Here is a 20631-nt window from a genome sequence, read left to right on the forward strand (position 1 = left end):
GTCCGCTCTCCTGCCATTACGGGCCGGGCGGGGCGATGCGCGGCGACAGTCACTGCTCTTCGGCCCACGAGAAACCGTCGCGTGCCACCAGCGCGCTGGCCGCCGCAGGCCCCCAGGAGCCTGCTGCGTACGGCCGCGGGCCGCTCGAATCGGCCGCCCAGGCGTCGAGGATGGGTTCGACCCAGCGCCAGGCCTGCTCCTGCTCGTCGCTGCGGACGAACAGGTTCAGGCGGCCGGCGATGGCGTCCAGCAGCAGGCGTTCGTAGGCGCCCACGCGCTGCGTGGCGAAGGCCTTGTCGAAGTCCAGGTCCAGCGACACCGGCGTCAGCTGCTCGCCGGCGCCCGCGCCCTTCTGGGCCAGCAGTTGCAGTTCCAGGCCGTCCTCGGGTTGCAGCTTGATGACCAGGCGGTTCGGCTGGTTGGCGCCCGGGAAGATCTTGTGCGGCACCTGACGGAAGTTCACGACGATCTGTGCGTCGCGTTCGGCCAGGCGCTTGCCGGTGCGCAGGTAGAACGGTACGCCGGCCCAGCGCCAGTTGTTGACCTCGGTCCGCAGGGCCACAAAGGTTTCGCACTGGCTGGCCGGCGGCACCTTGACCTCGTCCAGGTAGCCGGGCACGGCCTGGCCTTCCATGTTGCCGGCACGGTACTGGCCGCGCACGACGTCGCGGGCGACGCTCTCAGCGGTGAAGGGTTTCAGCGACCGCAGCACCTTGAGTTTCTCGTCGCGGATGGCGTCGGCGTCGTTGCTGGACGGCGGCTCCATCGCGATCATCGTCAGCAGCTGCAGCGCATGGTTCTGGATCATGTCGCGCAGCGCACCGGTGCCGTCGTAGAACGCGCCGCGCGTGCCCACGCCCAGGCGCTCGGCCAGCGTGATCTGGATGTTGGCGATGCTTTCACGGCGCCACAGCGGCTCGAACAGCGCATTGCCGAAGCGCAGCGCCATCAAGTTCTGCACGGACGGCTTGCCGAGGTAGTGGTCGATTCGGAAGGCCTGGCTTTCGGCGAACACCGCGCGGACGGCACGGTTGATCTCCTGGGCGCTGGCGAGATCATGGCCCAGCGGCTTCTCCAGCACGACGCGCACCTTGGGATGGTTCAGGCCGACCGCACCGAGTTGCTGGCAGATACCGGTGAAGAGGTGAGGGCTGGTGGCGAGGTAGAGGACGACCGTGTCGGCATTGCGCGCGTCCAGCCACTCCTTGAGCCCGGCGTAATGCTCGGGCTGTGACAGGTCCATGCGGCGGTAGTGGATCAGCTCGGCAAAGCGCTGGAACTCCTCGTCGGTCGGCCGCTTGGCGCCGTCGACCTCGCGGAAGCGCTCCTTGAGCCATTCGCGGTAGCGTTCGTCGGATTGCTCGTCACGCGCGACCGCCAGAATGCGACCGCCTTCGGGCAGCTTGCCGTGCCGGAAGGCCTGGAACAGCGCAGGCATCAGCTTGCGCCACGTCAGGTCGCCGGTGCCGCCAAAGAACACGAGATCGAAGGACATCAGTGAAGTCTCCAGGCGGATGCAGCCATCATGGGTGACACGCGCCGTTGTGTAACTTAGTTTCGTGAAATACTATGCAGCAGTTTCTTCACCGGGTCAATCCGGAGCTCAGTCCATGAACCAGCTCGACCAGCTCAAAGCCTTCACGACCGTGGTTGCCGACACGGGCAACTTCCTGCAGCTGGCGCAGTTCGCGCCGCGCGATGCGACGACCAACCCGTCGCTCATCCTCAAGGCCGTGCAGTCGCCCGACTACGCGCCGCTGTTGAAGGAAACCGTGGCCGCCCATCGCGGCAAGCCGCTGGACGAGATCGTCGACCAGGTGCTCGTCCGCTTTGGTCTGGAGATCCTGAAGGTCGTGCCGGGCCGCGTGTCGACCGAGGTCGATGCGCGCCTGTCGTTCGACAAGGCCGCCAGCCTGTCCCGCGCCCGGCGCCTCATCGCACTGTACGAAGCCGCCGGCATCCCGCGCGAGCGCGTGCTGATCAAGCTCGCCTCGACATGGGAAGGCATCCAGGCTGCGGCCGAACTGGAGCGCGAGGGCATCCACTGCAACCTGACGCTGCTGTTTGCCTTCGCGCAGGCAGTGGCCTGCGGTGCAGCCAAGGTGCAGCTGATCTCACCTTTCGTCGGCCGCATCTACGACTGGTACAAGAAGTCCGCCGGCAGCGCCTGGGACGAGGCCTCCCAGGCAGGCGCGAACGACCCGGGCGTCAAGTCGGTGACGCAGATCTACGCCTACTTCAAGCAGCACGGCATCAAGACCGAGGTCATGGGCGCCAGCTTCCGCAATATCGGCCAGATCCGCGCGCTGGCTGGCTGTGACCTGCTGACGATCAGCCCCGACCTGCTGGCCCAGCTCAAGGACTCTGACGCCCAACTGGAGCGCGCGCTGGATCCGGCCCGCATGCCGGCGATGCCGGTGGTCGAGCTGGATGAGGCCGCCTTCCGCTTTGCGCTGAACGAGGACGCCATGGCAACCGAGAAGCTGGCCGAAGGCATCCGGCTGTTCGCCATTGATGCCGGCAAGCTGGACAAGCTGATCCAGGAGGCCTGACGTGACGCTGCGCTGCGACCAGTCGCCCGTCTGGGCCGAACTCCAGGCTCATTTCGCCGCGAGTGGCCGCGGCTTCGACATCCGTGATGCGTTCCGCGCCGACGCCGGCCGCTTCGGCGCGCTGTCGTTCGAGGCGCCCGAGGTGTTCGCGGACCTGTCCAAGAACCGCATCGACGCCCCGACGCTGACCTTGCTGCTGAAGCTGGCTCGCGATTGCGGCCTGGAGGCACGCCGCGATGCGTTGCTGCGCGGCGACCCCGTCAACCACACCGAAGGCCGCGCAGTGCTGCACACGGCGCTGCGCGCGCCGGCCAGCAGCGGTGCGCCGTTCAATGCCGAGGTGCAGGCATCGCTGGACGCGATGCTGGCGTTTGCCGAGGGCGTGCGGCGTGGCGATCGAGGGGCCATCACCGACGTCGTTCACATCGGTATTGGTGGCAGCGACCTGGGCCCGGCGATGGTTGTGCAGGCGCTGCAGGCGTTCGGCCGACGCGACCTCAAGCTGCACTTCGTCTCCAACGTCGATGGCCATGACCTGGCGCCCGTGCTCGCCGGTCTGGATGCGCAGCACACGTTGTTTGTCATCGCGTCCAAGACCTTCACGACGCAGGAGACGCTGGCCAATGCCCAGGCCGCCAAGGCCTGGTTCCTGGCCGCGGGCGGCACGGATGTCGCGCGCCATTTCGTTGCGACGAGCAGCAACACGGCAGCAGCCGCGGCCTTCGGCATCGACACGGCCTTCGGCTTCTGGGACTGGGTTGGCGGCCGCTACTCGCTGTGGTCCGTCATCGGCCTGCCCATCGCCATCGCCGTGGGTGCCGAGAACTTCCGCGCGCTGCTGGCCGGTGCGCATGCGATGGACCAGCACTTCGCGACGACGCCGCTGGAGCGCAACCTGCCGGTGCTGCTGGGCCTCATCGATGTCTGGTATCGCAACTTCCACGGCTTCACGAGCCGCAGCGTCGCGCCCTACCACCAGGGCCTGCGCCGGCTGCCGGCCTACCTGCAGCAGCTGGAGATGGAGAGCAACGGCAAGGGCGTGGACTTGGACGGAAATGCGCTGTCGCTGGGTACGTCGCCGGTCGTCTGGGGCGAGGCGGGCACGAACGGCCAGCACGCCTACTTCCAGATGCTGCATCAGGGCACGGACGTCATCCCGGTCGAGTTCATCGCCGTGAAGCGCCCGAACTTCGGCGTCAGTGGCGAACTCGCCGACAAGCTGGCCGACCAGCACCGCAAGCTGCTCGCCAACTGCCTGGCGCAGAGCCAGGCGCTGATGCAGGGCAAGACGGCGGCAGAGGCGCTGACCGAGAAGGCGCCGACCGCATCGGCCACGCTGGACCGCGACGTGCTGGCCCGCCACCGCAGCTTCCCCGGCAACCGCCCCAGCACGACATTGCTGCTGGAGGCGCTGACGCCCCGTTCGCTCGGTGCGCTGATCGCGCTCTACGAGCACCGCGTCTTCGTCACCGGTGCGCTGTGGGGCATCAACAGCTTCGACCAGTGGGGCGTGGAGCTCGGCAAGGCGTTGTGCAACCAGCTGCTGCCGCGCCTGGCGTCGGGCGACGCGACGGGCCTGGACGGCTCCACCGCTGGCCTGTTGAAACGGCTGCTCGCCGCATGAAGGTTGTCTTCGACTTCGGCGGGGTGGTCTTCCGCTGGCACCCCGCGAGTTTCCTCGCGCGCGTGTGGCCGCATCGCATCGAGACGCTGGAGCAGGGCGCGCAGGCTGCCGCGCTCTTCTTCCAGAATTACGGTGGCGACTGGGGCTTGTTCGACCAGGGGCTCATCGGTGCCGACGAGGTGGTGCGCCGCATCGCTGTGCGCACCGGCTGGCCGCGCGGCGAGGTGGAGACCGTTGTCCGCGCGGTGCCGGACGAGCTGATGCCCATTCCGGCGACCGTCGTGCTCATCCGCGACCTGCAGGCCGCCGGGCACACGCTGCACTTCCTGTCCAACATGCCCGAGCCGTATGCGGATCACCTGAGCAGCAGCTACCCGCTGAGCGAGTGGTTCGTGTCCGGGCTGTTCTCGGGCAGGGTCAAGCAGATCAAGCCGAACGCCGAGATCTTCGCGATGGCTGAGAGGCAGTTCGACGCGGCGCCGCAGGACCTGCTGTTCCTGGACGACCATCCGGTCAATGTCGAGGCGGCACTGGCGCGCGACTGGCAGGCCTGCGTGTTCACCGACGCCGCGAGCGCGCGCCGTGAGCTCGTGTCGCGGCGCTTACTCAGCGCCTGATCAATGCACCAGCCCGCCGGGCCCGGCGTCGTCCGGGTCCTGCGGTGGCGCGGCGGGCATGCGGAAGCTCTCGCTTGCCCAGGCGCCGAGGTCGATCTGCCGGCAGCGCTCGCTGCAGAACGGCCGCCACTTGTTGCTGGACGCGAAGACGCTGTCGCCACCGCACTGTGGGCAGCGCACGAGGCGCTCACCTTGGGCGTTTGTCTTCATGTGCACAACGTCAGCTCGAAGCCGGCGTCCTCCGCGGCGAGTTTGAGCCGGCCTTCCTCGTCCTGGCGCATCAGCCGGATGGACACCATGAGCCGGTGGCCGGAGATTTCAGGGATCAACCCCAGGCTCGGGTCGATGCGCATGCGCAGCAGCTGGTAGACGCGGCCGGCCGGCAGGCTCTGCTGGAACTGCCCCGCCGTCGCGGCGACCTTGTGTGGTGCACCGGAGTCACGCAACAGCCCCAGCAGCAGCTGCAGCGCCTCGGCCATCGGCATCAGCGTCTGGGCCCAGTGCATCAGGTCCTTGCGGCGGCGTACCGGCAGCAGCTGCTGCCAGTGGAAGTAGGCTGGGAGGTCGAACTCGCAGGTGCCCCCCGGGATGCTGATGCGGCTGCGGATGCTCATCAGCCATTCGTTGGCCGACAGGGCTGCACCGGTCTTGCCGCTCAATGCATTCAGTCGCTGGAACGCACCGTCGATGCGGGCGATGACTTCGTCGAGTCGGGATTCGTCTAGGCCCGGGCTGCCTCGGTAGCTGTTGAACTGGGCCTTGTGCTTCTCGAGCTCTTTCAGCAGGTCGCTCTTGAGGTCGGCCCGCGAGGCGACGTCGAGGATCTCGAACAGCGTGACCAGGGCGAAATGATGGTCCAGCGCAGTGTCGCGGGCCATCAGCGCGCCGAAGCGGTCGAACAGGTGTTCGAGGCGGAGCATCGTGCGGATGCTCTCGTTGAACGGGTACTCGTACAGGACCACGGCGCGGGATTCAGTCAGGGCGGCGTGATTGTTTCACAGCCCCAGCGTGCAGCCAGGCGCATGACCTCGTTTCTGAGCGTGATCGGCGGGATGCCATCGTTGAGCAGCACCGCGTCGGCCGCCGCGCGGCGCGCTTCGCGGCTGGCCTGTGCTGCGAGGGCGCCATCGATGCGATCGCGCGTCCAGCCCGGGCGCTGCAGCACGCGCTCGACCTGCGTCTCGACGCTGCAGTCGATGACGAGCACGCGCGCCACGCGCGAGCGCCAGCGGCCGGATTCGACGAGCAGCGGCACGTCAAACACGATCAGGCGTTCGCGAGCGGCGTCCGCTTGTGCCAGCGCCTCTGCGGTGATCAGCGGATGCAGGATGGCTTCCAGCCGGCGCTTGGCGGCGGTGTCGGAGAAGACGAGGGCCCGCATGCGCTCGCGGTCGAGCGCGCCGTCCGGCGAGACGAAGTCGGCGCCGAAGGCCTGCGCGATGGCGGGCATGGCGGCGCCACCGGCAAGCGTCAGCCCGCGCGAGATGGCATCCGTGTCTACGATGGCCGCGCCGGCCTCGCGCAGGAAACCGGCGACCGTGCTCTTGCCCGAGCCGATGCCGCCGGTGAGCCCGATCCTCATGCCGGCAGCAGCAGCGGGTAGAGCAGTTCGAGCAATTCGCGGCCGAAGAACATCGCCGCCAGCCCGCCACCGGCCAGGTAGGGGCCGAAGGGGATGGGCACGCTGCGGTCATGGTCGCGCCGCAGCACCATGTAGCCGCCGACGATCGCGCCGACGGCCGACGCCAGCAGCAGCACCGGCGGCAGCAACTGCCAGCCCAGCAGAGCGCCGAAGGCCGCGTAGAGCTTGAAGTCGCCTTCGCCCATCGCGCGGCGGTTGCGCAACTTGCCGTAGCCGGTGGCGATGGCCCACAAGGCGCCGTAGCCGAACAGCACGCCCAGCGCGGCGTCGCCCAGGCTGACAGGCGTCCAGTGCTGCCACGCCGCCGCCAGGCCGAGGCCGATGACGGCGAAGTTCATCCCGTCCGGCAATACGGTGGTGTCCAGGTCGATCAGCGCTGCAGCGAGGACGATGGCAATGACGGCGATGTAGACCAGCGTCATCGGCGTCGGGCCGAAGACGGCAGCCGTCGCGGCGAACAAGGCGCCGGTGGCGGCTTCCACGACGGGATACCGCATCGAGATGCGCGCCTTGCAGGCGGCGCAGCGCCCGCCCAGGCGCAGCCAGCCGACGACCGGCAGGTTCTCGTGCCACGCGAGCACGTGGCCGCAATGGGGGCAGCGCGAGCGGGGCCGGGAAAGCGTGAGCTTGGGAAGCTTGGCGCAGTCCTCACCGAGGCGCTCGCCAAAGGCCTCGATCTCGGCGGCACGCTGCGCGCTGGCGCCCAGCGAACGCTGCAGCATGGCCTTGTCGCGCAGGAACTCCGCCGTGTCGGACAGCCATTCCCGCTCCATCATCTGGGGCAGCCGGTGGATGACAACGTTCAGGAAGCTGCCGATGCACAGGCCGAGGGCCCCTAGCACCCAGGGCGAAAGCCAGAGGGACCAGTCGATGGAGTCTGAGGGCATGATGCGGCGCGGGCTGTCGGGATGCGGGCGGAATCTACCCGCGTTTGGCAGGCCGGCGGCGCTGTTTGCGGCCGCCGGTGCCTACGGGGTCACACCACCGAGCCGATCTTGAAGATGGGCAGGTACATCGACACGACGATGCCGCCGATCAGCGTGCCCAGGATGACGATGATGAAGGGCTCCATCAGGCTGGACAGCGCCTTCACGGCCTCGTCGACCTCGTCCTCGAAGAACTCGGCGGCCTTGGACAGCATGTGGTCCAGCGAGCCGGACTCCTCGCCAATGGATGCCATCTGCAGCACCATCGTCGGGAAGATGCCTGTGGTCTGCATCGATGTGGTCAGCGCCGAGCCGGTGGATACGTCGCGCTGGATCTGCTCGGTGGCTTCGGCGAAGACCGCGTTGCCCGAGGCGCCACCGACGGAGTCGAGCGCTTCGACGAGCGGCACACCGGCGGCGAACATGGTCGCCAGCGTCCGCGTCCAGCGGGCAACGGCGGACTTGTACATCAGGTCGCCGAAGACGGGCACCTTCAGCAGGATGCGGTCCATGCGCTTCTGCATCTTCTCGGAGCGCTTCCAGCTCTGCAGGAAGAAGTAGATGCCGAAGCCCAAGCTGCCGAAGATCGCCCACCAGTAGCTGACGAAGAACTCCGACATCGCGATGACGATCAGCGTCGGGGCGGGTAGGTCGGCGCCAAATGACGTGAATACTTCTTTGAAGGCCGGGATGACGAAGATCATGATGACCGCGACGACGATGAAGGCGACGGTCAGGACGGCGATCGGGTAAGTTAGCGCCGACTTGATCTTGTTCTTGATCGCGACCGTTTTCTCCTGGTAGATCGCCAGCCGGTCCAGCAAGGCTTCCAGGATACCGCCGGCCTCGCCGGCTTCGACGAGGTTGCAGTACAGCGCATCGAAGTACATCGGATGCTTGCGGAAAGCGGAGGACAGGCTGGTGCCGGTCTCCACGTCCTGCCGGATGTCGTTCAGCAGCCGTGTCAGACGCGGGTTCGTCGCACCCCTGGCGACGATGTCGAAGGATTGCAGCAGCGGCACGCCGGCGCGCATCATCGTTGCCAATTGACGCGTGAAGACGGCGATGTCCTTCTGCTTGATCGCGCTGCCACCGCTGACGCGCCGCTTCTTGACCTTATTGACAAGGATGCCCTGGCGACGCAACGTCGCACTGACCATGGCCTCGCCGCCGGCGCGCAGTTCACCCTTGACGATCTTGCCGTTGCGGTCCTTGCCCTCCCACTCAAAGACGAAGTCCTTGACGCCTTTTGCTGCTGCAGCGGTGGCAGTGGCCATGCGCTCTCCTCGCGACTGATTATTCGTTGGTGGCGGACAGGACTTCTTCGAGCGTCGTGATGCCGGAGCGTACCTTCACCAGGCCCGACTGCCGGAGGTCGCGGACGCCTTCCTTCCTCGCCTGATCGGCGATGTCCATCGCCGTTCCCTCAGCCAGGATGATGCGCTGGATGTCCTCGGTAATGGGCATCACTTGGTAAAGGCCGAGGCGGCCCCTGTAACCATTCGTGCAATTGCTGCACCCCACGGCACGGTAGGGCTTCCAGCTGCCGTCGAAATCGTCCTCGCCGAAACCGGCCTTCAGCAGCGCCTCGCGCGGGTAGTCGGCCGGCTGCTTGCAGTTCTCGCACAGCCGGCGCACCAGGCGCTGTGCGGTGATGAGCAGCACGCTGGACGCGATGTTGAACGGCGCGACGCCCATGTTCAGCAGCCGGGTCAGCGTCTTCGGTGCATCGTTCGTGTGCAGCGTCGACATGACCATGTGGCCGGTCTGGGCCGCCTTGATCGCGATGTCGGCCGTCTCCAGGTCGCGGATTTCGCCGACCATGATGATGTCCGGATCCTGCCGAAGGAAGGACTTCAGCGCCGCCGAGAAGTTCAGCCCGGCCTTGTCGTTGACGTTGACCTGGTTGATGCCCGGCAGGTTGATTTCGGCCGGGTCCTCGACGGTGGAGATGTTGACGCCCGGCTGGTTCAGGATGTTCAGGCAGGTGTAGAGCGACACCGTCTTGCCGGAGCCCGTCGGGCCGGTCACCAGCACCATTCCGTAGGGCCGGTAGATGGCGGCCATCAGCCGCTCTTTCTCGATCTTCTCGTAGCCCAGTGCGTCGATACCGAGCTTGGCCGAAGACGAGTCCAGGATACGGATGACGATCTTCTCGCCGAACAGCGTCGGCAACGTGCTGACGCGGAAGTCGATCGACTTGCTGCCGAACTTCAGCTTCATCCGCCCGTCCTGGGGCACACGGCGTTCCGCGATGTCCAGCCGGGAGATGACCTTTATACGCGAGGCCAGCTTGTCCTTGATGGCGATGGGCGGCTGCGTGATCTCGCGCAGCTCGCCGTCGACGCGGAACCGGACGCGGTAGTGAAACTCGTAGGGCTCGAAATGCAGGTCGGAGGCGCGCAGGTTGATCGCGTCGACGAGCATCTTCTGCAGGAAGCGCACGACCGGCGCGTCCTCCACGTCGGCCAGCTCGGCGGCCGCTTCCTGTTGCGGCGTCGCATCGTCCTCGGCGATGTCGAAGTCGAAGTCGCCGCCGGCGATGGCTTCCAGGCTTTCTGCCGCACTGACGCCGGCCGCGCTGATCAGTTTGGACAGCTTGTCGTGTTCGACGATGACCCACTCGGGCTGCAGCTGGGTCGCGAACTTAATGCGCTCGATGACCTCCAGATCGGTCGGGTCGGAGCCGCCGACGAAGAGACGATTGCCGCGCCGCGACAGCGCGACGACCTGGTACTGCTGGGCGAGCTTGCCGTCGATGACGTTCTGCGGCAGCTTCTGCGGGTCCATCGCGGACAGGTCCAGCAGCGGCAGGGCCAGCGCGCTGGACAACGTGTGCGCCAGGTCTGACGACGACACCTGGCCGCTGGCGATGACCGCAGTGACGAAGCTGGTCTTCTTCTCGCGGGCCTGCCTGACGAGATCCTCCGCCACCTTGGCCTGCAGCTTGCCGGCATGCACGAGCATGCGGGCAACGCCGGACAAGGCGGACTGGGGCGGCTCGGCGAGCGTGGTTTCCACTGCGATGGCGTCGGCGACGCGATGACCAGGATTTGCCGATTGTGCCAGTGGCTGAACTGCCAGCGATCGAGGGGATGCCACCTCAGATCGTGACGGAATGCTGGCTGGACGCCCCCTCGGGCGGATCGACCGGCAAGCCATCAGGCGAACAAACCGCTGGTCCGGTTTCAGAGGGAGAGGCGAGGCTGCGAAGAATTCCACATCCGTCCCCTCGCGGACGACTTGCTGGAGTTTTGCCCATGGCTTACCGCCTCGGTGTGGACGTTGGTGGCACGTTCACCGACCTGTTGCTGTTCAACGATGCGGACGGCCGCTTCTGGCGTCACAAGACGCCCTCAACGCCGCACGACTCCTCCGAGGGCATCCTCAACGGCGTCAACGCGATCTGCGACAAGGCCGGCATCGCGCCCTCGCAGGTCGAGTTCTTCCTGCACGGTACGACCGTGGCCACCAACGCCGTGCTCGAAGGCAAGGGCGCCCGCGTGGGCCTGGTGACGACCCAGGGCTACCGCCAGGTCATGCAGATCGCACGCAGCTTCGTGCCCGGCGGTCTGGCCGGCTGGATCGTCTGGCCCAAGCCCGAGCCGCTGGCCGCGCTGCAGGACACCGTCGAGATCGCCGGCCGCATCGACGCCGAGGGCCGCGAAGTCAGCCCCATCGACGAGGCCCAGATCCGCCGCGTGCTCACCGAGCTGCGCGACGCCGGCATCCAGGCGCTCACCGTCAGCCTCATCAACGCCTACCTCAACGGCGAGCACGAACGGCGCGTCGGCGAACTGGCCGCCGAGATCATGCCCGACGTGCCCCTGTCGCTGAGCCACGAAGTGCTGCCCGAGATGCAGGAGTACGAGCGCACGCTGACGACCGTCGCCAACGCCAGCATGCGCCCGGTCGTGGGCCGCTACGTGCGCAACCTGCGCGACAAGCTGCGCGGCGCCGGCATGAAGGGCTCGCTGAGCCTGCTGCGCTCCGACGGCGGCCTGATGTCCTCCGAGAAGTCCGAGCTGCACCCTGTCAACCTGCTGATGTCCGGCCCGGCCGGCGGCGTCACCGGTGCGATCTGGGTGGGCCGCAACGCCGGCATCAAGAACATCCTGACGCTGGACGTCGGCGGCACCTCCACCGACGTCGCGCTGATCGAGAACCTCGACGCGCGCCGCCAGCGCACCACCGAGGTGGGCCACCTGTCCGTGCGCGCCTCGGCGCTGGACGTGAAGACCGTGGGCGCCGGCGGCGGCTCCATCGCCTACGTGCCCGAGCTGACCAAGGCGCTGCGCGTGGGCCCGCAGTCCGCCGGTGCCGTGCCCGGGCCGGTGTGCTACCAGAAGGGCGGCACCCAGCCCACGGTGACCGACGCCAACGTCGTGCTGGGCTACCTGCCCGAGAACCTGCTGGGTGGCAGCTTCAAGCTCGACCGCGAAGGCGCCAAGCGCGCCGTGCAGACCATCGCCGATGCGCTGGGCATCGGGCTGATGGAGGCCGCGCGCGGCATCATCGACATCGTCAACGAGAACATGTTCGGCGCGCTGCGCATGATCTCCGTGCAGCAGGGCTACGACCCGCGCGACTTCGCGCTGATGGGCTTCGGCGGCGCCGGCCCGCTGCACGTCAACGCCGTGGCGCGGCTCATGGGCTCGTGGCCGGCGATCTCGCCGGTCTCGCCCGGCGTGCTGTGCGCGCTGGGTGACGCGACGACCCGCATGCGCACCGAGACCGCGCGCAGCTTCTCGCGCCGCGTGGCCGACACCAGCGAGGACGCCGTCATCGCGCTGCTCGAAGAGATGGCCGGGCAGACCCGCGCCGAGCTGCGCGCCGAGGGCATCGCCGACGCCGACATCACCAGCCTGTTCGAGCTGGACGTGCGCTACGAAGGCCAGGCCTTCGAGGTGCCGCTGGCCATCGACCCGGCGTTGCTGCGCCAGGACGGCCTGGCCGGCGTCACGGCCCGCTTCGACACCGAGCACCAGCGGCTGTTCACCTTCAAGATGGACACCGCGCACGAACTGGTGAACCTGCGCGCGGTGGCCATGGGCCCGGCGCTGGAGCTGCCCGCGCCCCCGCTGGCCAAGAGCGACGGCCACGTCGCGCGCGCCAAGATCCGCGACCACGAGCTGTGGGACGGCACCCGCATGGTGCCGGCGGTCATCTACGACCGCGCCCGTCTGCTGGCCGACGACGTCATCCCCGGCCCGGCCATCGTCGTCGAGATGGACTCGACCACGCTGATCGAAGCCGGCTGCGTCGGCACCGTCGACCACGTCGGCAACATCCTGATCAACCTCGCCTGAGGGGAAGCGCAACATGCCCGCACACATCATCCAGGCCAACACCACGCCCTTCCAGCCCGTCACGGTCGACCCCGTCACGCTGGACATCATCGAGAACGCGCTGCGCAACGCCCGCATCGAGATGGACGCCACGCTGGTGCGTACGGCCATGTCGCCCGGCATCCGCGAGCAGGGTGATGCCTTCCCGCTGATCGCCGATCACCTGGGCCGCATGGTCGTGGGCCAGTTCGGCAGCTACATCGGCCCCTTCCTGGAAGGCTACGAGGGCACGGTGGAAGAAGGCGACATGATCTTCCTGTCCGACCCCTACTCGGTCGGCGGCGCCATCAGCCACTGCAACGACTGGCTGGTGCTGCTGCCCGTCTTCAAGGACGGCCGGCTGATCGCCTACACGTCGATGTTCGGCCACCAGAGCGACATCGGCGGCAAGGTGCCCGGCTCGATGCCCATCGACGCCACGTCCATCTTCCAGGAAGGCGTGCGCATCCCGCCGGTCAAGATCTGGAAGCAGGGCGTCTACAACGAGGACCTGCTCAAGCTCGTCATGCACCAGGTGCGTACGCCCGACTGGTGCAAGGCCGACCTGAACGCGCTGATCGCCTCCTGCCGTGTGGCCGCGCGCCGCGTCGTCGAGATGGCCGAGCGCTTCGGCGACGACGTGTTCGTCGCCGCCACCGGGCTGCTGCTGGAGCGCAACCACCGCGCGATGCAGCACCTGATCAACACGTCGGTGTCGCAGGAGAAGGTCAGCTTCGAGGACTACGTCTGCGACGACGGTCTGGGCTATGGACCCTACAAGATCAAGTGCACGATGTGGCGCGAGAACGGCCGGGTGGTGCTGGACTTCGACGGCACCGACCCGCAGTCCGAAGCCTCGATCAACTTCCTGTTGAACGAGAACATGATGAAGATGTTCTTCGGCATCTACATGATCATGGTCTTCGATCCGCAGATCCTGTTCAACGACGGCTACTACCCGCTGATCGACGTGCGCATCCCCGAGGGCAGCCTGCTCAAGCCGAAGTTCCCGGCCGCGCTGTCGGGCCGCACGCACGCGCTGGGTCGGCTGTTCGACATCCTCGGCGGCCTGCTGGGCCAGAAGACGCCCGAGTTCCTCAACGCCGCGGGCTTCTCGTCGTCGCCGCACCTGTTCTACGCAGGCACCGACAAGGCCGGCCAGTGGTTCCAACTGTTCCAGATCGGCTTCGGCGGCATCCCTGGCCGGCCGATGGGCGACGGCCCGGACGGCCACTCGCTGTGGCCGGGCTTCACCAACGTACCCAACGAGTTCCTGGAGCGCTACTTCCCGCTGCGCATCGAGCGCTACGAGACCGTGGCCGACTCCGGCGGCGCGGGTCTGCACCGCGGCGGCAACGGCATCAACATGGTCTACCGCTTCCTGGAAGACGGCGTCATCGCCATCCACGACGACCGCTGGTTCGTGCCGCCCTGGGGCGTCAACGGCGGCGAGCCCGGCACGCGGGCGCGCAAGGTGCTCATCAAGAACGACGGCAGCCAGATCGTGCTGCCCAACAAGGTCGAGGACTACAAGGTCAAGGCTGGTGAGCAGCTGCAGTTCATCACCTGGGGCGGCGGCGGCTGGGGCGACCCGCTGCAGCGCGACCCGGCGCTGCTGGCCAAGGAGTTGAAGCAGGGCCTGGTGACGGTCGAGGGCGCGCGCCGCTACGGCGTCGTGCTGGTGGGTGGCGAGGTGGACACGCCGGCCACCGAGGCGCTGCGGGCCGAGATGCGCGAAAAGCGCGGCGAGCTGGGCACCTTCAACTTCGGGCCGGACATCGAGACCTTGCGCGAGCGCTGCTTGGCCGAGACCGGGTTGCCGGCGCCCAAGCAGCCGGTGTGGCCGGGCCCGCGGCACGCGGCTGCGGCATGAGCGGCATCAGCCGCCGCGGCTTCGTCGCGCTGGCCGGTTCCGGCCTCGTGCTGGGATTGCCGCCCTTGGCGGCTGGTGAGGCGGGCGCAGCGTCGGGCGCGGGGCTGTCCCAACCGTTCCTGCGCATCGCCTCCAGCGGCGAGATCACCGTGCTGATCAAGCACCTGGAAATGGGGCAGGGCGTGTCCACGGGCCTGTCCACCATCCTTGCCGAGGAACTGGACGCCGACTGGCACGACGTGCATGCCGAGCCGGCGCCGTTCAACCCGGCGCTCTACAAGCACACCGTCTTCGGCATCCAGACCACCGGTGGCTCCACGTCGGTCGCCAACAGCTGGCAGCAGCTGCGTGAGGCCGGCGCGGTCGCCCGCGCAATGCTCGTGCAGGCAGCGGCGCAGCGTTGGGGCGTGCCAGCGGCCGAACTGACGGCGCATGCCAGCCGCGTGCTGCATGGTGCCACCGGCCGGCAGTTGTCCTACGGCGCGCTGGCCGAGGCCGCGGCCCGGCTGCCGGTGCCCAGCGGCGTGCCGCTGAAGTCCAGCGCCGCCTACTCACTGATCGGCCGTGAACGCCGGCGCCTCGGCGCGGCGGACATGGCGCGTGGCGCCGTCGTCTACGGCATCGACATCCAGCGCCCAGGCCAGCGCGTGGCCGTGCTGCAGCGCCCGCCGCGATTTGGCGGCCGCGTTCGCACCGTGGATGCCAGCGCCGCGCTGGCCCTGCCCGGCGTGCGCGCCGTGCATCGGCTGCCGCAGGGCGTAGCCGTCGTCGCCGATGACAGCTGGACGGCCATGCAGGCGCGCCAGCGGCTGAAGATCGATTGGGACGACAGCCAGGCCGAGACACGCTCCACCCCGGAGCTGAAGGCCGAGTTCAAGCGTCTGGCCGCCAGCGGCGAGTCCGGCATCGACACACTGACCCGCGGCGACACCGCCACTGCGCTGGCCGGCGCGGCCCGAGTGATGGAGGCGGACTTCGAGCTGCCCTACCTGGCCCACCAGCCGATGGAGCCGCTGGCCGTCGTCGGCGAGCTGCGCGACGGTCACTGCGAGATCTGGGGCGGTTTCCAGAGCCCCAGCATCGACCACCGCGCGGCGGCGCGCATCCTCGGCTTGCCAGCCGAACAGGTCGTGCTGCATCCGCTGCCAAGCGGCGGCAGCTTCGGCCGCCGCGCGACGTTCAGCGCCGACTGGGTCAGCGAGCTGGCCGAGCTGCTTCGCGCGCAGTCCGCGGCCGGAGATACGCAGCCCGTCAAGCTGATGTGGACACGCGAGGACGACATCACCGGTGGCTACTACCGGCCCATGAGCCTGCACCGGCTGCGCGCCGCGCTGGACGGAATGGGCCGCCTGCTGGCCGTGGAACAGACCATCGTCGCGCAGTCTTTTTCACCCAGCCTCGCCAAGCCCGGCGCGCCGACGCGGCCTGACCCTTTCGTCACCGAAGGCCATCTTGCCGAGGCCTATGCGGTGCCACACGCCCGTACCCGCTGGGTTAAGCCCGACATCGGCGTGCCGGTGCACACCTACCGCGCGCTTGGCTACAACCACACCACCTTTAGCAAGGAGGTGATGATGGATGAGCTGGCCCGCGCTGCGGGCCAGGACGCACTGGCCTTCCGTCTCGCCCACCTGGCCGCGCAGCCGCGCCATGCGGCAGCGCTGCGGCTGGCGGCCGAACGGGCTGGCTGGGGCCGCCCGCTGCCGGCGGGCCGTGCGCTGGGCCTGGCCGTGCAGGAGGCGTACAAGACCGTCGTTGCCCAGGTGGCGCAAGTCCGGCTGGAGGAGGGGCGCATCGTGGTCGAGCGAGTCGTCTGCGCGGTGGACTGCGGCACCGTCATCAACCCTGGCACGCTGCGCGCTCAGCTGGAGGGCGGCATCGCCTTCGGCCTGAGCGCCGTGCTGCACAACGAGCTGACGCTTGACGGCGGCCGCGTGCAGCAGAGCAATTTCCACGATGCCGCCGTGCTGCGACTCAACGAGATGCCGCAGGTCGAGGTGCACAGCATCGCGAGCGACGCGGCGCCCACGGGCATCGGCGAGCCCGGCAGCGTGCCCATCCTCGCGGCCGTGGCCAATGCTGTGGCACGGCTGACGGGCCGCCCAGTGCGCTCGCTGCCGATCCGGCTGGACCCGCCATCGGGCTGAGGACTTGTGATGGACGTGTATGAGATCGGCCCGCAGCAGGGCCTGGACGGCCTGCGCCGCACGCAGCGACCTTTTCCCAAACCCGGCCACGGCCAGGCGCTGCTGCGCCTGCGCGCGGCCTGCCTGAACCACCGCGACCTGCTGGTGCTGCAGGGCCGCTACGGCGCATTGCGGCCCGAGAGCCGCGTGCCGCTGTCCGATGGTATCGGCGAGGTCATCGCCGTGGGCCCGGGCTGCGGCGAGCTGCGCGTGGGCCATCGCGCCATCGCGCCGCATTTCGTCAGCTGGCTGGATGGCGACTTCCACATGTCCGCCTTCGCCGCCGACCTCGGTACGTCGCTGGACGGCTGGCTGGCCGAAACGGTGCTGGTGCCGGCGGCTGCGCTGGTGGCCGTACCCGATGCGCTTGGGGATGAGCAGGCTGCACCTCTGTGTGCCGCTGGCGTCACGGCCTGGCATGCGCTTGTCGAATGGGCTCGCGTGAAGGCCGGCGACCTGGTGCTGGCACTGGGCACCGGCGGCGTGTCCATCTTCGCGCTGCAACTGGCCAAGCTGCATGGAGCGCGCGTGGCCATCACGTCGTCCAGCGACGAGAAGTTGGCCGTTGCTCGGGCGCTCGGCGCCGACTTGACGATCAACTACCGCACCCATCCCGACTGGGCCGCCGAACTGCTGCGCGTCAGCGGCGGGCAGGGCGCCGACATCGTGCTGGAGACCGGCGGCATGGCCACGCTGCCAGCTTCCATCGACGCGGCAGCGACGAACGGGCGCATTGCCCTCATCGGCGCGCTGGGCGGCTATGCCACCAATGCGGTGCCCAACGTGACGACGCTGGTGATGAAGAACCTGACGATTAAGGGCATCACGTCGGGCAGCCGCGCGATGTTGGCGCGCCTCGTGCAAGCGGCCGCCGCCAACGGCCTCTCGCCGCTCATCGACCGCGAGTTCGGCTTCGAAGAGGCCGCTGCGGCGTATGCGCATCTGCAAGCGGCTGGCCATGTCGGCAAGGTGCTGATCCGCGGGCGCTGAGAACACGACAGGCAGCCGTTCGCAGGCCGAACAGCAGCCATCGCCAGCCGGCGCGGTAGCGCCTTAGCGCTGATCATGAACGCCATCGTGCCGAGAGCCGACCGACGCCGACGCGCGCGGAGCCTGGCACGGGCATTGAGGCCTCCCTGCCTCATCCATGAAAGGAAAGCGATCAAATGGAATTCAATGAACTGGCCGTGCTGCGATGGGTGCACATCGTCTGCATGGTGTACTGGCTTGGCGGCGAATGGGGCATCTTCAATCTGTCCCGCCACATCGTGAACCGCTCGTTGCCGATGGAAGAGCGCCGCCGCCACATGGAGACGGCCTACCGGATCGACATCCTGGCCCGCTCCGGCATCATCCTGCTGCTGCCGCTGGGCCTGCACATGGGGCACTTCTGGGGCACGCAGCCCTTGGGGGGCGCCTGGCTGGCCGGCATGTGGGTGCTGGCGCTGAGCTGGCTGGGCCTGTGCCTGACGGCATTCTTCCGACGCGAGACCGACGTTGGCATCAAGCTGACCATCATCGACGAGCGCGTGCGCTTCGTGCTGATCCCCGTGCTGCTGGTCTGCGCGATCAGCTCGCTGCTGGGCCACGGCCCGTTCGCCGCGGAGTCAGGCCAGCGCTGGTACTCGATCAAGGTCATGCTGTACTCCGGCACGCTTGTCATCGGCTTGTACCTGCGCTTCGTCATGCGCGAGTGGACGATGATGTTCCGCGAGCTGGCCAAGGGCCCGAATCCGGTCGTGGAAGCCACGCTGGAGCGTTCGCTGCGCCGCAGCCGCATCACCGCCTACTGCTACTGGGTCATCATCCTGTCGGTGGCCTTCATGGGGGCGGTCAAGCCGCTGTGAGTGCAGGCGGGGCGTCAGGCCCTGGCCACCGCAAGGGGAGCTTCGGCTCCCCTCTTTCCATGTCCGCAACGGTTTTGGGGCGAATGCCTGAGAGACAGGTCGGCTGGCGGCTGTGGACGGCGCGTCTGCTCGTCACCCGGCCGGACGTGCTACCTGCAAAGACATCGCCCGCAGCCGCCGGAAGCGGGTGCGGGCGATGTCTTTGGGTACGGCGTTATCAGGCGAGGGCTCGCGCCGCGTCGATCACGGCAGCGCGGATGCGGGTGTAAGTCCCGCAGCGGCACAGGTTGCCCGACATGGCCGCGTCGACCTCGGCATCGCTGGGTCGGTGGCCGCGCGGCAGCCTCTTCAGGAAGGCCGTGGCCGCCATGACCTGGCCAGCCTGGCAGTAGCCGCACTGGGCCACGTCATGCGCCACCCAGGCGTCCAACACGGCGCGGCCCACGCGGTCGCTGCCGGCAGCGAGGTCTTCGACCGTCGTCAGCCGATGGCCCGCGGCGGCCGATATCGGCGTCACGCAGGCGCGCACGGCCTGGCCGTCGAGATGCACGGTGCAGGCGCCGCACAGCGCGGCGCCGCAGCCGAACTTGGTGCCGGTCAGCGACAGCTTGTCGCGCAGCACCCAGAGCAAGGGCATGGCAGGGTCGGCATCAACCGTGCGGGTCTGGCCATTGACGTTCAGCTTGTGATTCATGACTTGTCGAACTCGCGGTAGCGGCCCAGGCCCAGAAGCAGCAGTGCACCGGCCAGCAACGCGGCACTCGCGCCGGCGAGCACCATCGCGTAGGACCCTGTCTTGTCGAAGCTCCAGCCGAATACCGCCGGCCCGAAGCCCGTGCCGATGGCGAAGCAGCAGTACAGCAGCGCATAGGTCTGCGCGTAGCTGCGCATGCCGAAGTAGCGCGCCACCAGGAAGGCCAGCAGGTCGTACTCCACGCCGACGGCGAAGCCGATCAGCACGATGGACAGCAGCGCCGTCGTCTGGGTCATGTGCCCTTGTGCGATCAGCCAGCAGGAGATGCCCGGCAGGCACAGGATGACGAAGGCCACGCCCGGCGCCCAGAAACGGTCGATGAGCCATCCCCCGACGAGCCGCCCGGTCAGCGCCGACAGGCCGATGAAGGCAGTGAGGCCCAGGATCTGCGAGCGCTCGAAGCCGTTGGTCTTGAGGATGTTCTCCATGTTCGGGATCGGTCCGCCGAGCGCGAACGAGATCGGCACCAGAGCCGCGGCCATCAGCCAGAAACGCCAGTCGCGAAGAGTCTGCGTGAAGGTCAGCCCGGTCACCTCTGTGCGTGCGCCGCGCTGCTGCTGCGGGTCGCCATCGACGTTGCGGAACAGCAGGTAGGCCACCGGCAGCGCGACCAGCAGCGGCAGCAGGCCCAGGCCGACGTAGGCGCCGCGCCAGCCGAAGCTGGCGATCAGCCACGCGGTGTAAGGCTTGGCGATGACGCCGAACAGTCCTGTGCCGGTCAGAGTGAGGCCCAGCGCCAGGCCCTTGCGCTCCTCGAACCATGCGTTGACGCCGCGCGTCCATGTGATGGGCAGCGTACCGGCGCCCAGCACGGCAATGCCGACCCAGGTCAGGTAATACATCGTCAAGCTGCCGTTGCCCAGCGCGAAGGCCATGAACGACAGCGAGAACAGCAACGTCGATGCGACCGCCACTGGCCGCGTGCCGAAGCGGATGGCGAGATAGCCCGTCAGCGGCGCGGTCACCAGCGTAGTCAGCGTCATCACCGTGATGCCGAAGAAGACCTGGCCGATGCCCCAGCCGAACTCGCGTGCCAGCTCTGGGGCGAGCAGACCTACCGTGTAGAACGGCAGCGGCGACAGCCCCAGCCCGACGCCGAGAAAAGCCGCCAGCACGATGGGCCAGCCCCGCTTGAATTCGCCATAGCCCACTGTCTTCCTGTTCATCAAAGCCTGCTCCTGACGCGGTCGGTGCGCAGGCCCACGGCCTGCCCTCAACCCATGATGGCCAGCGCCCGCGCGATCACGAAGGCAGCGTCGCCGTCTATCCAGCAAGTGAACAGC

At 68.1% G+C, this 20631-nt stretch carries 17 protein-coding genes; 8 read left to right on the forward strand and 9 right to left on the reverse strand.

All coding sequences use genetic code 11. The features are described from left to right. Positions 1 to 49: 49 nt before the first annotated feature. On the reverse strand, positions 50 to 1495 hold the full coding sequence (gene zwf / locus LXT13_RS00075; RefSeq protein ID WP_233369548.1) for a glucose-6-phosphate dehydrogenase: 1446 nt from the start codon (positions 1493 to 1495) through the stop codon (positions 50 to 52). Between the two features lie 115 nt (positions 1496 to 1610). On the opposite strand from zwf, the gene tal reads away from it, so the two are divergent. The 3 genes from tal to LXT13_RS00090 are packed head-to-tail and all read left to right on the forward strand — an operon-like array spanning position 1611 to position 4793. Further along, positions 1611 to 2552: a transaldolase gene (gene tal / locus LXT13_RS00080; RefSeq protein ID WP_233369549.1), complete on the forward strand. Its 942-nt coding sequence runs from the start codon at positions 1611 to 1613 to the stop codon at positions 2550 to 2552. A gap of 1 nt (position 2553) precedes the next feature. Next, positions 2554 to 4176 (forward strand): glucose-6-phosphate isomerase, encoded by a 1623-nt coding sequence (pgi, locus tag LXT13_RS00085; RefSeq protein ID WP_233369551.1) that lies wholly within the window; start codon positions 2554 to 2556, stop codon positions 4174 to 4176. After that, positions 4173 to 4793: an HAD family hydrolase gene (locus tag LXT13_RS00090; RefSeq protein ID WP_233369552.1), complete on the forward strand. Its 621-nt coding sequence runs from the start codon at positions 4173 to 4175 to the stop codon at positions 4791 to 4793. Before pgi ends, LXT13_RS00090 begins: the two co-directional genes overlap by 4 nt. Here the strand turns inward: LXT13_RS00090 and LXT13_RS00095 are convergent, their stop codons facing one another. From LXT13_RS00095 to pilB, 6 genes are all read right to left on the reverse strand, one after another. Then, the gene (locus LXT13_RS00095) at positions 4794 to 5003 is read right to left on the reverse strand and encodes a DNA gyrase inhibitor YacG (protein WP_233369554.1); all 210 of its coding nucleotides are present in this window, start codon (positions 5001 to 5003) and stop codon (positions 4794 to 4796) included. It abuts the gene before it with no gap. Beyond that, positions 5000 to 5755, reverse strand: a complete 756-nt coding sequence (gene zapD / locus LXT13_RS00100) for a cell division protein ZapD (protein WP_233369555.1) — start codon at positions 5753 to 5755, stop codon at positions 5000 to 5002. Before zapD ends, LXT13_RS00095 begins: the two co-directional genes overlap by 4 nt. Positions 5756 to 5769: 14 nt before the next feature. Continuing rightward, positions 5770 to 6375: a dephospho-CoA kinase gene (gene coaE, locus LXT13_RS00105; RefSeq protein ID WP_233369557.1), complete on the reverse strand. Its 606-nt coding sequence runs from the start codon at positions 6373 to 6375 to the stop codon at positions 5770 to 5772. Beyond that, a complete protein-coding gene (locus LXT13_RS00110) occupies positions 6372 to 7322 on the reverse strand; it encodes a prepilin peptidase (RefSeq protein WP_233369559.1) in 951 nt (316 codons plus the stop codon). The genes coaE and LXT13_RS00110 overlap by 4 nt, the downstream gene beginning before the upstream one ends. A gap of 89 nt (positions 7323 to 7411) precedes the next feature. Next, entirely contained in the window at positions 7412 to 8638 is a 1227-nt protein-coding gene (locus tag LXT13_RS00115) for a type II secretion system F family protein (RefSeq protein WP_233369561.1), read from the reverse strand. A gap of 19 nt (positions 8639 to 8657) precedes the next feature. Beyond that, on the reverse strand, positions 8658 to 10328 hold the full coding sequence (gene pilB / locus LXT13_RS00120) for a type IV-A pilus assembly ATPase PilB (protein WP_233370300.1): 1671 nt from the start codon (positions 10326 to 10328) through the stop codon (positions 8658 to 8660). Between the two features lie 293 nt (positions 10329 to 10621). On the opposite strand from pilB, the gene LXT13_RS00125 reads away from it, so the two are divergent. From LXT13_RS00125 to LXT13_RS00145, 5 genes are all read left to right on the forward strand, one after another. Further along, entirely contained in the window at positions 10622 to 12670 is a 2049-nt protein-coding gene (locus LXT13_RS00125) for a hydantoinase/oxoprolinase family protein (protein WP_233369563.1), read from the forward strand. A gap of 13 nt (positions 12671 to 12683) precedes the next feature. Then, positions 12684 to 14561: a hydantoinase B/oxoprolinase family protein gene (locus LXT13_RS00130; RefSeq protein ID WP_233369565.1), complete on the forward strand. Its 1878-nt coding sequence runs from the start codon at positions 12684 to 12686 to the stop codon at positions 14559 to 14561. Then, positions 14558 to 16708, forward strand: a complete 2151-nt coding sequence (locus LXT13_RS00135; RefSeq protein ID WP_233369568.1) for a xanthine dehydrogenase family protein molybdopterin-binding subunit — start codon at positions 14558 to 14560, stop codon at positions 16706 to 16708. The genes LXT13_RS00130 and LXT13_RS00135 overlap by 4 nt, the downstream gene beginning before the upstream one ends. A 9-nt stretch (positions 16709 to 16717) precedes the next feature. Further along, positions 16718 to 17737 (forward strand): zinc-dependent alcohol dehydrogenase family protein, encoded by a 1020-nt coding sequence (locus LXT13_RS00140; RefSeq protein WP_233369570.1) that lies wholly within the window; start codon positions 16718 to 16720, stop codon positions 17735 to 17737. Between the two features lie 176 nt (positions 17738 to 17913). Further along, the gene (locus tag LXT13_RS00145) at positions 17914 to 18594 is read left to right on the forward strand and encodes a hypothetical protein (protein ID WP_233369572.1); all 681 of its coding nucleotides are present in this window, start codon (positions 17914 to 17916) and stop codon (positions 18592 to 18594) included. Between the two features lie 217 nt (positions 18595 to 18811). On the opposite strand, the gene LXT13_RS00150 is transcribed toward LXT13_RS00145, so the two are convergent. Both LXT13_RS00150 and LXT13_RS00155 read right to left on the reverse strand, forming a co-directional pair. After that, entirely contained in the window at positions 18812 to 19288 is a 477-nt protein-coding gene (locus LXT13_RS00150) for a (2Fe-2S)-binding protein (protein WP_233369573.1), read from the reverse strand. Beyond that, positions 19285 to 20514, reverse strand: a complete 1230-nt coding sequence (locus tag LXT13_RS00155; RefSeq protein WP_233369575.1) for an MFS transporter — start codon at positions 20512 to 20514, stop codon at positions 19285 to 19287. The genes LXT13_RS00150 and LXT13_RS00155 overlap by 4 nt, the downstream gene beginning before the upstream one ends. Positions 20515 to 20631 lie beyond the last annotated feature (117 nt).

The organism is Pelomonas cellulosilytica (genome assembly GCF_021353265.1).
In the GTDB taxonomy this organism is placed as follows: domain Bacteria; phylum Pseudomonadota; class Gammaproteobacteria; order Burkholderiales; family Burkholderiaceae_C; genus Pelomonas; species Pelomonas cellulosilytica.